Annotated in this window: 12 protein-coding genes; 5 read left to right on the top strand and 7 right to left on the bottom strand. The window is 64.1% G+C overall.

Going from position 1 to position 13,411, the window contains the following annotated elements; all coding sequences use genetic code 11:
* Nucleotides 1–386: 386 nt before the first annotated feature.
* Nucleotides 387–1,655, bottom strand: a complete 1,269-nt coding sequence (locus tag GJE22_RS01885) for a uracil-xanthine permease family protein (RefSeq protein WP_144687196.1) — start codon at nucleotides 1,653–1,655, stop codon at nucleotides 387–389.
* 12 nt (nucleotides 1,656–1,667) lie between these two features.
* The gene (locus GJE22_RS01880; protein ID WP_144687197.1) at nucleotides 1,668–2,081 is read right to left on the bottom strand and encodes a cysteine-rich small domain-containing protein; all 414 of its coding nucleotides are present in this window, start codon (nucleotides 2,079–2,081) and stop codon (nucleotides 1,668–1,670) included.
* A 324-nt stretch (nucleotides 2,082–2,405) separates the two neighbouring features.
* On the opposite strand from GJE22_RS01880, the gene GJE22_RS01875 reads away from it, so the two are divergent.
* Nucleotides 2,406–3,002: a helix-turn-helix domain-containing protein gene (locus GJE22_RS01875; protein ID WP_144687198.1), complete on the top strand. Its 597-nt coding sequence runs from the start codon at nucleotides 2,406–2,408 to the stop codon at nucleotides 3,000–3,002.
* A 342-nt stretch (nucleotides 3,003–3,344) separates the two neighbouring features.
* On the opposite strand, the gene GJE22_RS01870 is transcribed toward GJE22_RS01875, so the two are convergent.
* Genes GJE22_RS01870 through GJE22_RS01860 form a run of 3 tightly spaced genes read right to left on the bottom strand, consistent with a single transcriptional unit; the run spans nucleotide 3,345 to nucleotide 6,662 of the window.
* Nucleotides 3,345–4,535: an ABC transporter permease gene (locus tag GJE22_RS01870; RefSeq protein ID WP_144687199.1), complete on the bottom strand. Its 1,191-nt coding sequence runs from the start codon at nucleotides 4,533–4,535 to the stop codon at nucleotides 3,345–3,347.
* Nucleotides 4,522–5,718, bottom strand: coding sequence for an ABC transporter permease (locus GJE22_RS01865; protein WP_144687200.1), 1,197 nt, complete (start codon nucleotides 5,716–5,718; stop codon nucleotides 4,522–4,524). The genes GJE22_RS01870 and GJE22_RS01865 overlap by 14 nt, the downstream gene beginning before the upstream one ends.
* 8 nt (nucleotides 5,719–5,726) lie before the next feature.
* Nucleotides 5,727–6,662 (bottom strand): ABC transporter ATP-binding protein, encoded by a 936-nt coding sequence (locus tag GJE22_RS01860; protein WP_144687201.1) that lies wholly within the window; start codon nucleotides 6,660–6,662, stop codon nucleotides 5,727–5,729.
* A gap of 409 nt (nucleotides 6,663–7,071) precedes the next feature.
* Here GJE22_RS01860 and GJE22_RS01855 point away from each other — a divergent pair, with 409 nt between their 5' ends.
* The gene (locus GJE22_RS01855; RefSeq protein ID WP_235895717.1) at nucleotides 7,072–7,959 is read left to right on the top strand and encodes a helix-turn-helix transcriptional regulator; all 888 of its coding nucleotides are present in this window, start codon (nucleotides 7,072–7,074) and stop codon (nucleotides 7,957–7,959) included.
* Nucleotides 7,960–8,072: 113 nt separating this feature from the next.
* Here the strand turns inward: GJE22_RS01855 and GJE22_RS01850 are convergent, their stop codons facing one another.
* Together GJE22_RS01850 and GJE22_RS01845 are read right to left on the bottom strand one after the other, a co-directional pair.
* Nucleotides 8,073–9,371 carry an MFS transporter gene (locus GJE22_RS01850; RefSeq protein ID WP_144687202.1) on the bottom strand — a complete coding sequence of 433 codons (1,299 nt, stop codon included), beginning with the start codon at nucleotides 9,369–9,371 and terminating at the stop codon, nucleotides 8,073–8,075.
* 144 nt (nucleotides 9,372–9,515) lie between these two features.
* Nucleotides 9,516–10,451, bottom strand: a complete 936-nt coding sequence (locus tag GJE22_RS01845) for a TetR/AcrR family transcriptional regulator (RefSeq protein ID WP_144687203.1) — start codon at nucleotides 10,449–10,451, stop codon at nucleotides 9,516–9,518.
* 659 nt (nucleotides 10,452–11,110) lie between these two features.
* On the opposite strand from GJE22_RS01845, the gene GJE22_RS01840 reads away from it, so the two are divergent.
* The 3 genes from GJE22_RS01840 (at nucleotide 11,111) to GJE22_RS01830 (ending at nucleotide 13,404) form a co-directional block, all read left to right on the top strand.
* Entirely contained in the window at nucleotides 11,111–11,695 is a 585-nt protein-coding gene (locus GJE22_RS01840; protein ID WP_144687204.1) for a hypothetical protein, read from the top strand.
* Nucleotides 11,696–12,235: 540 nt separating this feature from the next.
* Entirely contained in the window at nucleotides 12,236–12,871 is a 636-nt protein-coding gene (locus GJE22_RS01835) for a TetR/AcrR family transcriptional regulator (protein ID WP_144687205.1), read from the top strand.
* The gene (locus tag GJE22_RS01830; protein ID WP_144687206.1) at nucleotides 12,868–13,404 is read left to right on the top strand and encodes a flavodoxin family protein; all 537 of its coding nucleotides are present in this window, start codon (nucleotides 12,868–12,870) and stop codon (nucleotides 13,402–13,404) included. Before GJE22_RS01835 ends, GJE22_RS01830 begins: the two co-directional genes overlap by 4 nt.
* The last annotated feature ends 7 nt before the right edge of the window (nucleotides 13,405–13,411 follow it).

Raw genomic sequence — 13,411 nt, 5'->3', positions numbered from 1 at the left:
GCTCGGCTCGGAGGGCCGCCGCTCGGCCGGTCCGCAGCCCGCGCTACCGCCGCTCGAAACGGCAGGGCCGCCATCTGCGCTGCCGCCGCTCGGCCGGCCCGCCACCCAGTTCGGAGAACCGGTGCCCAGAACGGCCGGCCGGCCATTCGACACGAGACGCGCTAGGGAAACGCTGATTTTATCTTAGGGGCGATCGCGATTTCAGCTTTTGGGCACTTGGGGGCGAGGGGTCCGAGTAGCCGCGCCGCATCCGGGAGGGCGCCGGCCGCCTGAGCTGCGCCTTTCCCTTCCCCTCGCTTTCCTCTACCTGCCCGCCGCGTCGGGAAGTGCCCAAAAGTTGAAACCTCGCGGGACGGACGGCTCCGGTGCCCAATAATCAGCGTTTCCTAGCGGCTCTCCTGGCGCCCGCCCGGCAGAATCAGGTTGAGCAGAATGCCCGCAAGCGCCGAGGTGGCCATGCCGGGAAGCGTGTAGTCGCCGATGGGAATCGAGATGCCCGAGGTCTCCATACCCACGCCCACGATGATGACGACCGATGCGATCATGAGGTTACGGTTGACGTCGAAATCAACCTTGTTGGAGACGAGCATGCGCAGGCCGTTCGAGGCGATGAGGCCAAAGAGCAGCAGGCACACGCCGCCCATGACCGGGCTCGGGATGGACTGGATGAGCGCCGCCAACTTTGGGCAGAACCCGCCGATAACAAGCGCGAAGCCGCCTGCATACCAGAAGATCTGCGTGGAATACACGCGCGTGACGCTCATGACGCCGATGTTCTCGGCATAGGTGGTGGTGGGAGGACCGCCCAGGAAGCCGGAAATCATAGTGGAGATACCGTCGCCCGCGAGCGAGCGCGGCAGCATCTCGCGGTAATCCTTGCCCACAATCTCGCCCACGGCAAGCAGGTGGCCGATGTGCTCGATCACCACGACGATGGCCACAGGAGCCACGAGCGCAATGGCGCCCACATCGAAGCGCGGGGCGGAGATATTCGGCAAGCCGATCCACGCTGCCTCGGCCACGGGCGCGAAGTCCACGAGCCCGAGCGGGACCGACACCACATAGCCCACGATGATGGCCAGAAGCACCGGAATGGTGCCGAAGATGCCTCCCATGCTGGAGAAAACCACGGCTGCAACGAGCGTGATGGCGGCAACGATGGCTCCCAAGCCATAGAACGCCGACGTTCCATCGGGGAGGTCCTGCATGAAGGCCATATCGACCGCCGTAGCCGAAAGCCCCACGCCGATGACCACCATCACCGACGCCACGAGCACCGGCGGCAGCAAACGGTCGATCCAGCCGGTACCAGCAAGCCTAACGATGCCGGCAACCGCCAAAAACACGAGGCCCGCGACCACGACACCGGACATGGCAGCGTCGAGCCCCTGCGTGGCGCCCACGGCGAGGATGGGGCTGATGAAGGCAAAGGAGCTGCCCAGGTAACTGGGAATCTTATTGCCCGTAACCAGCAGATAGCAGATGGTGCCGATGCCCGAGCACATGATGGCAACGTTGGGATCGAGGCCCGTGAGCACGGGCACGAGCACCGTCGAGCCGAACATGCTCATCATATGCTGGATGCCTAGCGGTATGGCGCGGCCAACCGACACGCGGTCGTCGACGCCGATCACTTCACGTTCATGTGAACTCATGCAAAGCCCCTCTCAGTCGGTGCCATCATTCTCGCATACCGCGCGCCCCCGAGGCGCCCGCCCCGTGCTCTTAGCAAGATTGGAAACACGTTCAAACTGCCGCATGAGGTACTCGTAGTTTTCCACGCGGTGCGGCAGCGTGCACGCGCTGCAATCCTTGATATCTCCGATATAGCTGAAATTGCCCCCGCAGGTGCTGCCCAGGCAGTAGAGCGGGCAGAAGCAGAATAAGCAATTGAGCTGCTCGGCGGGCATATCGTGGCACGGATAGAATTCGCATGCCGTATGGTTGAAGAACTTGTAGTGTTGGGTGATGGGCCCCTCGCCGTGCCCGGCGGGCCGGCCCTCGGGCTCAACAGGGCGGGAGCCGCGCTCGGCGGGCTGGCCTTCGCACTCCGCGGACCGCTCGCTCAGCTGCTCGTCCATGCGTCCTCCTCATGCCATGGCACCCAACATGAGGACGCCCTCGTCTGTGCCATTGTAGCGCGCGTACACCAAACTCGTGAATCGTAGACACCGGGTGTTCGCGAGTCATGCACCAAATCGAGGTCCGCGGGGCGCCGCATGGTTCGCAGACACCTGGTTCCCGCGAACCATGTGAATCGTAGACACCGGGTGTCCGCGAGTCACGCTCTACGGTCCGTAGGTAGCGCCCGGCCGAATCGGCGTACATAATGAGCGGTGCCGGCACCAGTCAAGCGACCGTCATACCTCGACGCACTCCATAGCCACACAACGCGAAAGGATGCCATGAGCACCTACATCACTGCAGATACCATCCGAACCCTGCGTGAGCAGCAGGGACTCACCCAGCGCGCCCTTGCCGAAGCCGTCGGCGTCACCGACAAAGCGGTTTCCAAATGGGAAAGCGGCCGGGGCCTTCCCGACATCTCGCTCATCGAATCGCTCGCCGCAGCGCTCGGGGTGTCGGTAGCCGAGCTTCTCACGGGCGATGTGCGCCAAAATGCCAACCGCGCCGGCAACATGCTTCGTTCTCGCTTCTACGTTTGTCCTATCTGCGGCAACGTTGTCCATGCCCTTGGAGAAGGATCGTTCTCCTGTTGCGGAAGCCAGCTGATCTCCCAGGAAGCAGAAGAGCCCGACGAGCACCATAACGCAACCGTGACCTACCTCGACGGATCGTGGCATGTGCTGATCGACCACCCCATGACCAAGCAGCACTACATCAGCTTTATCGCCTACGTAACCTCGGGCGGCATCCAGCTCACCAAGCTTTATCCCGAGCAGGAGGCAGAGGTCCGCATCCCCGCAAACGGATCGGGATACCTTTACTTCTTCTGCAACCAGCACGGCCTGTTCCGCGTGCGCACCCCGCGCCGCCGCTAGGGAATCGCTGACTTTGCCATCGGGAGCGATTGGGATTGCAACTATTGGGCACTTCGCGGCGATGGGCTCGAGTAGCCGCGCCGCGGCCGGGAGAGCGCAGGCCCTCTGAGCTGCACCTTTCTCTCCGCCCCGCTCGCCCGTATCTGCCGTGCGCGCGGGGAAGTGCCCAAAAGTTGAAAACTCGACGGCAGCACGCCCCCGACTCGCCGGCCGGACGCTCCCGGCGCCCGGCAATCGGCGCTTCCCGAGGAAATCGCTGACCATTGCTCTTGGCGCGCGGCGTCGGCACCTCCGAAAACCCCATTCCCCGCCGCTCATGTTCGCGACATGCGGACTTCCCGGCTACGCCCTTGGGCGGGCGCGTCCCAAAGCAAGCCCCACTGCCGTGAAGGCGACAGCAAAAAGCAAGGTAACGCCCACATCGGTTCCCATGCGCAAGAGAAGCTCTTCGGTAATCGAAGGCGAGGTCAACGCAGCGGTAACGGCATCGTTCGTCCAGTACGCGGGCGAGAAGAGCGCGGCCGTCTGAACGGCGTCGCCCAAAAGCGCTATAGGCACCCACGCCCCTCCCAAAAACGAGGACACCATGCCTCCAAGGTTACCCAGAGCATTGAGCCCTTCCTCACGAAAGCCCAGCTGAGAGAGCATGAAGGCAAGCGCGAGCGGAACAAGGGAGAAGGCGAGCATCGCGCCGAGTGCAAGCGCGATCTGCGCTGCGCCCACACCGTTGGCAAGCGCCCCGCTCGAGATGACCCCCACCGCGCTCGTGAGCGCCCAGACGCACAGCACGAGCGCAAGACATGCTACGAGCACTCCGGCGCTCAAACGCCACGGGCGCGTGGGCGACACGAGCATGCGCCGGCGAACATCCTGCTCGCTTATCTTGGTGAGCACAAGGCCCACGCAGACCACAACTGAGCACACGATGGTGTACGTGCTAAAGCTCAAGTACGCTCGAAGCGGATACGAGGGCCCTCGCGACGACGAGACCTCGATCACCTCGGTATCGGCTCGCTCGGCGGTCGCAGCGGCAGCAAGCTCAGCAATCTGCGAAACGTCCGCCTCGGGCTCCAGCGACGCAGCAGCCCCGGCCAGCTGGACCCACTGCACCGCCTGTTGCTCAGCCAGCGCAGACGCCTGCGTGTAGCCGCCGTACGCGACCTCGACCTTCGGGAGCTCCTCCCCCGCACGCGCCGCCGCCAGGCAATCCGACCCGAAACCCTCCGGAACGATGACCACCGCGTCAACCGTGTTAGTGGCAAGCGCATCTTGCAGGGCGAACTCATCGTCTGCCACGTCCGTGACGTTGTGCATGCCTGCAAGATAGGCCTCAAGCGCCTGCGAGAGCGCCGAACCGTCGCGATCGACCACCGCCAAGTTCGCCGGCTCCGCCACATAGGTGGTGCCAGCGGTGTCCACATAGGTAGACCCGCCGGTGAGAAAGATTCCCAGAAGCGAAAGGAACACCACGTAGACACCCAGATAGATGGGATGCGCCAAGGCAATACCAAAGACCGATTTACAGATGCGCATAGCGTTGCCTCCTGAACAACGGCGCCGCGAGCGCGAAGAACACGACTCCCCAAGCGATGCAGGCCGCAAGGCGCGCGGCGAACGGCGCGAGCGATTCGTAGAAGTACAGGCTGTGGAACAGGTCGCAAACGAGCTTGGCCGGGTTGATCCACGCGGAGACCGGCACCGCGCGAGCGATGGCGTCGGCGAGCTTCATGGTGGGCTCGCCGTAAAGCCCCGCGAAGATGGAAAGGACACAGGTGAGGCCCGTAAGGATGCCCGATCCAGCAGAGGCACCCCCGTGGAGCGGAAGCGAGCCCACCAGCGAGCCGAGCCCCGCCGCCATGAACGCGCTACCGGCGATGCCAACCAGGCTGAGCACCTCGCGCCCCGCGAAGTCGATGTTCACCACGAAGCGGACATAGCAGAAGGCGACCGAGAGGAACACGACCGAAAGCAGCCATGACCCTGCGAGCGCGCCGGCAAGTTGCCGGACGCGGCTCACCCCGGCGATAGAGCGCCGCGCGGCGACGGCAGAGGCAGTGGGCCGGATGTTCGCCACGGCAAGCATGGAGAGCTGCGACGCGAAGAGCGCTGCCATGCCCATGAGGGCGTAATAGTAGCGCACCGTCTCGTCGGGCGTGCCCCGGGTGAGCGACACACGCTCCGAGCCAGCCTCGAGCGAGAGCGCGCGAGCCACGGCCGCGGGGTCGGCGAGCGCGGCGGGATCAGATGCGGCAACCTCCTCGATCAGTGCCGCCGACTGCACGTAAGAGCTTGCGAGCGTCTCTAAGATGGACCGATTGATGCCGTAGGACCGGCCGCGTTCACCTTGGTGGGCGTCGGAGGACTCGGGCGCGACCGTAAGGTGCGGAACGCCCGCCTCGTCGACCTCGAACGTGCCGTCTACCTCGCCCTCCTCAAGAAGTGAGCGGGCCTCGGCCGCATCATCTACCTCCCGCACGGCCACGAGCGCATCGTCACCCGATGCAAGGCCATCGATGACCTGCGAGAACGTTGATTCTTCCCATGCGCCATCTGCTACCACCGCCACGGGCACGGCGTCGACCGTACCGTCGGTGCGCATGCTCGAGAACATGAACATGAACAGCGTTGCCATGAGGATGGGGAACGCCAGCGCCCACACGATCGCCCCCGGCGTGCGCAGGAGCATCTTGACGGTGGCTTTGAACGTACTTCTCATGTGAGCCCCTAATCGCGCAGTTCGCGGCCAGTAAGCTCGAGGAACACGTCGTTCAAAGTGGGTGGCTCGGCCCAAACGCGCCCGGGCACGATGCGCGCCGCCCCCAACACGCCGAGCACATCGACGAGGTTGTGCGGGCTCGCCTCGCAGCGGACCGTAAGCTCCCCATCGGCGAACGCGGCGTCGATCACATGCGGGAGGGCGCGCAGGCGCTCGAGCACGCGAGCGGGAAGCTCAGAAAGTTCTACCACGATTTTCTCGCCCGTAGATACCATGCGCTTGAGCTCTTCATTGATGCCCTGCGCCAGCACGCGCCCGCGATCCATGATCATGATCTGAGAGCAGATCTGCTCGACCTCTTCCATGTAATGGCTGGTATAGACCACCGTTGCGCCCTCGTCGCGCAGGCCCTGGATGCCAGAGAGAATGGCGTTACGGCTCTGCGGGTCCACGGCGACCGTGGGCTCATCGAAGAAGATGAGCTCGGGCTTATGGGCGATGCCGCAGGCGATGTTAAGGCGGCGCAGCAGGCCACCCGAGAGCTTCTTCGGGCGGAACCGCACGTAATCTCCGAGGTCGACGAACTCGATCGCCTCGTCTACCAACGTCCGGCGGCGGGCGCGGTCGCGCACGTAGAGCGAGCAGAAGAAGTCGACGTTCTCGCGCACGGTGAGCTCCTCGAGCACCGCGACCTGCTGCGGCACCATGCCGATGCGCCGCTTGAGGTCGTAGCGCGTGGGCGCCATGGCCTCTCCGAAGAGCTCGATGGAGCCGCGGTCGTAGGTGAGAAGTTGCAGCATGCAGTTGATGGCCGTGGTCTTGCCGCTGCCGTTGGGGCCGAGCAGGCCGAATATCTCGCCCTGCTTGATGGACAGATCGAAGTGGTCGAGCGCAAGCAAATCTCCGTAACGCTTGACGAGGCCGGTAACACGAACGATATCCACAGGCTCCTCCTCGTGGTCGGACGACCGGATGGTCGAGTGGTCGGATAAGCGGTCGGGCAGTTGATAGATGGACTCGCAATCTTGCGTGGACGCGACGGCAGGCGCGGGCAGACGAGGCCTCGCAGGCGGCGAGCGGGCGCGCGCAACGGGCGCGGCTTCGCAGCCGGCGCAGCTTCGCAGCCGGCCGTTGCGGCACCGCGGCGACACACGAAATCGCGCCGGCGGGCTGCCGCGCTGCGGACAGCGGCCCCGCGTTGCCACCCATAATGCATAAGAGCGCTTCCCGCAACTAGTGACAAATGTCACGAAGTATCGTTTTCGCAGGTACGTTGATTGTGCTGAGATGCAAGGCCGGCGCGGTCCCATCACCTTTGCCGCGCGACTTCGCGCATTTGCTACTATGGAGCGCATGGAACGAATGACCGACAAATGCGCCGTATTCATCGCCTGCCTCGTGTGCCTGCTCACCGGGGACGCACTCGCGGGCGAGGCGGGAGGGGCCGCGTTGCTTTCTGCACCGGGCGTCGCCATGGTGCTGCTCGCCATCTCCGCCGCAGCGCTCGAGCACGCGCTCCCCGCACGGCTGCGAGCGGTCGCGCCGATCGCCTATGGCGTCGTCGCGCTTGCCGCCCAACCGGGCCTTTACTTCATGCCCCTTGCGCTCTATGACGCCATGCGCGAAATCCACGAGCCGGGCGTCGTTCGCGGCGCGCCCGGAATCGTCGCAGGCTTGCTTGCCGTAGCCGTGGTGGCCTGGCGCCCGCAGTTTTCGTCCATTCTCCTCGTCCTCGCTTCATGCGGGCTCGCCACGCTGCTCGCCCTGCGCACCAACCGCCTGCTCGCGCGGCTCGGCACCTTCAACCGCATACGCGATGACCTTGCCCTCAGGACGCGCTCGCTCCAAGACCGTAACCGCGCGCTCGAGGCCAAGCTCCACCATGTGCAGCACGCCGGAGGCGCCCCGGGAACCGCTGGCTTCTCCACAGCGGCCGGCACGTCTGCAACTGCCGGCACGCCTGCGCGCTCAGCAGGCCTCTCTAGCATGGACGCACCGGCCGAGGCGGATCTTCATTCCGCGGCCCTTGAGCGACCCGCCGCGTTCAGCTGTCTCACCGATCGGGAGTACGAGGTCGCGCGCCTTGTGGCCGACGGACTCGACAATCGCGAAATCGCCGCTGCGGCCTATATGGGCGAGGGCACGGTGCGCAACCACATCTCTTCGATTCTCTCCAAAATGCAGCTTAGCAACCGCACCCAGCTCGCCGTGTCGTTCTGGCGCGCCCACTACGAGGCGTGAATCCGGGCCCGCCCGCAATCTGCCTCCGCGCGATTCGCAAGCACCCAATACGTGAATCGCAGACACCCGGTGTTGGCGATTCATTCGCCGCGAACGCGCCGCTGCCGCGAGGGTCATTCCCCGCGGCGGAAGGAGCGCGACATGGGCACCGCCACAAGCGCCGTCGCCACCGCCGCCAGCGCAGCGACGAACCACGGGCTCGCAAGGTCAAACGCTGCGCCGTATGCTATCTGCCCCGCGGGAGTAGCCAGATTGCCGAACATCATCGCGAGCCCCATCACTTTGCCGGTGAGCTCGTCCGGCGTCTCCATCTGCAGATACGACGTCATGAGGATCGACGCGGCCATGCAGCACACCATCACCCAGAGATAGCTCGCGAGCATACCCGCGAACGCAACGTAGGGCTCCCCTGCAACGAGTAGCACAATCGCTACGGCCCCGATGCCTGCCGCCGCAAGCCCGACGAGGCGCGGCGTGGCCTTCACCGTGAAGCGCTCCGGCATGAACACCACGAGCGCGCCGCCCAGAAGCCCACCCACGGCAAGCGCCCCCTGTGCGATGCCCATGAGCTGGTTCGAGAGTCCAAGCGACTCGGTCACGATATAGGGCGTGCCGATGTTGATGAACGACGACCCGAAGAGGTTTATCAGCGTGGCAGCGGCGATAATCTGCCAGAGCACAGGCCGTGTGCGCAGGAAATGCAGCGCGTCGCGGATGTCGCCGGCGGCTGTGCGCAGCACGCCCTCGGTCCGGGCCGGCGGCTCGTACGGAATGTGCACGAATGCAAGCACCAGCGCGCTCGAGATGGCAAATGACACCGCCGCGACCACTACGATGGGCGCCAAGCCAAAAAATCCGAACACCATGCCGCCGATCACCGGCCCGCCAATACCCGTAATCATGCTCACCTGGTTTGCGATGGCCGTGGCCTGCGGAATGCGCTCGGTGGGGACCACGAGCGGGAGGGCAGACTGCACACAGGGGTGGTAGATAGCCTGAGCCGCGAAGGCGACCATAAGCACGAACACGGTGATTCCCACGAGGTGCTGGGACCCCGAACAGGCAAGGTAGCCGAGCATGATAAGCGCGAGAACGGCGTCGAGCGCGGCCATGACCCCGCGCTTGCGGGTACGGTCGGCAATGACGCCGCCCACCGGCGACAGGGCGATATAGGGAACAAAACCGGCTGCGACCACTCCCCCGTACAGCGTGCCCGATCCAGTCAGGTTGAGCAGATGGAGCGGAAGCACGAACTGCAGAATCTCAATGCCAAGGAGCGAGAACACCTGCGCCACCACGATGGCGCGAAACCCCGGCGTAAGCAAACGGCTTTGGGAACCGGTTTTTGGCTCGTCATGAAGCACCTGCGGCACCTCGTGCGGAGCCCGCGCTGTTCTGTGCCTTCTTTCCATGGTACATTCCTTTCTCTTTCATACATTCGGTTGGTATGTAAACACGGTCGAAAGAAAGCCGCTTGTAGCGGCTTCCTCCCGCGATTACAACCATACGGGGCTGGCGCGGTTGCATCCACCAACCACTGGTTGCAAGATGAGATGCTACGAATCCGCCTCCCTGGGGCAACCAGCAGGTTCCTCCCCGGCGGCAGCGGGGCTCGCGGCTGTTCCGGTGGCGGGCCCTTCCTTGGAAGCTGCGGCGGTAGCCGGGCTGGCCTCCGTACCCGCAGCGGGCTCCTCCCCGGAAGCCACAGCGACAGCGGACCCCTCCCCGGCCGTCGCTCCAGCAACGGGCTCCTTCCCGACGACCATGCCAGCAGCGGGCCCCTCCTCGCCGCCTGCCCAAGGCTCCTTCTGCGCCCAGCGCCAGCTCGCCCAGCCCTCTTCCTCCGCTACCTTCCCAACGCGTTTTTGGTCAAGGGATTTCCAGTCAACCAAATCGACGCCGACCGCATGCGAAACGCGCAGGAACGTTTGGACGCGGCGCTGGTACGCCTCGCGATCGTCTGCCGGCAACGGGTTGAACATTGGCACGAGCCAGAGATTCGCCAGGAGTATCAGCACTTCAGCTACCTCGCGCGGGTGCTCAGCGGCGATGGACCCATCCGCCATGCCCTCGCGAATCACCGGCTCAACATAGCGGTGCGCCGTATCCATGGCATCAACGAACTCCTGCGCGATGAGGCGCGGGTTCTGGACGGGGTCAGATGAAGGCTTCATCGCGTGCCACATATCGACCGAAGGACCCTCGGAAGACGCCTTGTCGAGAGCGCGAAACTTCTCCAAACCCGTAAGCGAACGGTCGGCAAGAATCGCATCCGATCGCTCGTACACCGGCCTGTTCGCCCTCTCGAACACGGCCTCGAAAATCTCCTCTTTGCTCTTGAAATGATGGTAGACGGCACCCTTGGTTAGGCCCCCAAGCCCATCGACGATATCCGCCATGGTGGTGTGCTCATAACCCTTCGTATAGAAGAGCTCTTCGGCCACATCGAGAATGCGGCGAACGGTCTCCTCGGGATACTTGTTGCGCGCCATCGACGCCTCCTCTTGCGCGGCAAGGCACCTGCATGCCACGCCCCGCTCAAAGCCCACCGGGCCTCTCTCGCGACCCGCCCTCACCGGACCTCTCGCGATCTACTCACACGCTGTAGCCACATTACATACCATTAGTATGTAAGTGTCAACTGCCATATGCGAACGCCGCGGTCCCTTTCGGCTATTCACCCTAGGAAAACACTGATTATTGGACGCCGAGGGCATCCCGCCAAGAGAGATTTCACTTTTGGGCACTTACCCGCACTGCGGGCGAGTACGGGCGAGCGAGGGGGAGGGAAAGGCGCAGCTCAGGCGGCCGGCCTCTCCCGGACGCGGCATGGCTACCCGGGCCCTCCGCCCCAAAGTGCCCAAAAGTTGCAATCCCGATCGGCCCGAAGATAAAGTTAGAACCGTTCCGTTAGCCTGGGCTCACGCCCCGAATGTCGAGCGAAGCGAGAGCCATGTCACTGCATCCTGCCACACACCGGACCGAGGCCCCCATGCGCGAGCCCCTGCCGGCTGATGAAACGCACACACCGGGTGTGCACGATTCGGGCAATGCGCTAACGCATGATGTGCGCTGCGGGGAGAACGCTGAAACGCGCTCGCCCGGCCTGCACGGTTCACGAGAGGAGGCTTTGCGCCGAAGGACGCTCGCCATGCTCGCAGAGCGCGGGCTGCTCATGCAAGCACCTGATGGCACCCGTCGCAATCGCAACCGTAACCACCAGCACTTCGAACACACGTGTGACGCACAACAGCAAAACGTAATAGAGGCAGAACCACTCACCATCTACCACCAACCGGCATGGCGCGCCATCGATCCCGAACGCAAGCCGCAAGCACTCATGGATGCCTCCGCACGTCAGCGCGACCTCGTTGCCCTTGCCCACGCCACGCCCGCAGCAGAGGCGGACCAATGCGCCGCCTGGGTTGAGCGCGTCTTCCTCCGCATGGGGCTCGGCGTAGTTACCGGCGATGCGTCCGCCCTCTATCACGCCTGGTGCCAAAGCTCCGACACGCGATGTCTTCGCGTGGGCATGATCGTCGCCGTACCCGCACACCCCTATGGCGCGGGCGGGCGCTCATGGGGTCATGTTGGTCTTTATCTTGGCGACAGCCGTGTGCGGCATTGCACGGACGGACACCTCGCAGACGCCCCACTCGAGTTGTGGACGTCGGTATACGGAGTCATGGCCGAACCGCGCTGGGGCTGGCTCGGCGGTATCGCGCTCGGTTCATAGACTCGATCGTTTTGCACTCAGTCCCATAAACGTTCGCATTGCCGATGGAGCGCCGGTTGATGGCGATGGCGCGGGCGAGGGAACCTAACCGGTACAGCGCTCCCTGCCGGTTATGTGCAGCCTGCGACGCCACCCCCGGCAGCAGGCCGGCTACCAGTACCGCCCCGGCAGCGAGCCAGCTCATGTCGCGGCCCCATCCCAAGCATCAGTGCGCAAAAACTTGTCGAGTGCTGCGCACAAACTTGCTGAGTGCCCGGAAATGCGTAACTTCGGCAAAGTTGTGCGCAGCACTCGTCAAGTTTTTGAACCCGATCGGCCATGGACGCCGCTCGGCTACATAGGTCACTCGGCCATGCGAGCCGCTCAACCATATAGGCCACTCTGCCACGTGCGCCGTCCGGCGACGGGCTCCGCTCGGCCATGGGCTCCGCTCGGCCATGCGCACCGTTTAGCAAGGCCGTGCGCACCTACCCCGGCATTCCCTTGACTCGCACGCCTTTCCCAATAAACTAATAGTTGATAGTTTAAGAAAGGAGTGGCATGGGACGGCCAGCGGGACCAACGCGCGACACCAAGGCCCTTATCTGCGAGCGAGCGCTCGACCTATTCGCGGAAAAGGGCTACACCGCCTCGACCATGCGCGACATCGCCCATGGGGCGGGGATGAAGGATGCTTCTCTCTACAACCATTTCTCCAGCAAACGCGACCTGTTCGACGCGACGGTCTCGTTGCAGCTCGAGCGGCTCACAAGCCTGCTGCGCAGCCACCAGGCCCTCGCTCATCCCGAGGACAGCACGGCAGCATATGCAACCGACGACCCCAACCAGCTGCTCTCGACCGTCCTCGCCAGCTACGAGCCGTTCTTTTCAGATCCGGCCATCATCAAGCTGCGGCACATCCTCGAAGCGGAGCGACACGCCGACCCAAGCATCTCCCAACTCTACCGCACGATATTCATCACGAGGCCAATCCAGCTGCAAGGAGCGATTTTCGCCCAGCTCATCGCACGCGGATACCTCGGTCCCTGCGATACGGAGCTTGCCGCCCGGCAATTCCACGGAGCGGTGTTCCTAGCGCTCTCAGAGGAGATGCCGTGGGACGACGCCCGCCGGTTTATCGCCAAGCACCTCGACGCATTCCAAAGTGAGCACCGCATTCGAAAGGAGCGCGCATGAGCACCGCCGTCGTCTACTGCTCCCAAACGGGGTACACCAGGACCTATGCTCGATGGCTCGCTGAGTCGCTCGGCACGGAATCCCTTCCATTCGAGAGGCGCGACGAGGCGGCGACGTCCGGCGCCGATACGCTCGTCTTCCTCAGCTGGTTCCATGCCGGCGGGCTCAAGGGCGCGAAATGGCTGCGCGGCCTCATGGATGCGCAGCCGGGCAAACGCTATGTCGTCGTCGGCGTGGGCGCGTACCCCATGCCGAGCGAAGACTGGCCGCAGAGCGATACCGACGAGGCGTTTGAGCGCGCCTTTCCCCGCGAGCGGTACTCCGCGCTCAAGCACTTCTATTGCCAGGGCGGCTTTGATTTTGACCGGCTTTGCACGCTCGACAAGCTGGCCATGCGGGCGTTCTTCCGCATGCAGGCCAAAGCAGCCGAAACCGATCCGCGCATCGCCTTTGCCCTCGAGTCCATGAAGCAAGGATTCGACGGCACGAACCGCGCTTACCTGAAACCGGTCCTCGACTATCTTGGAGCCTGATGGCGCG

The organism is Enorma shizhengliae, from assembly GCF_009676995.1.
Classification (GTDB): Bacteria; Actinomycetota; Coriobacteriia; order Coriobacteriales; family Coriobacteriaceae; genus Enorma; species Enorma massiliensis.
The sequence above is the reverse complement of the archived record's forward strand: the minus strand, read 5'-3'. Positions and strand labels throughout refer to the sequence as shown.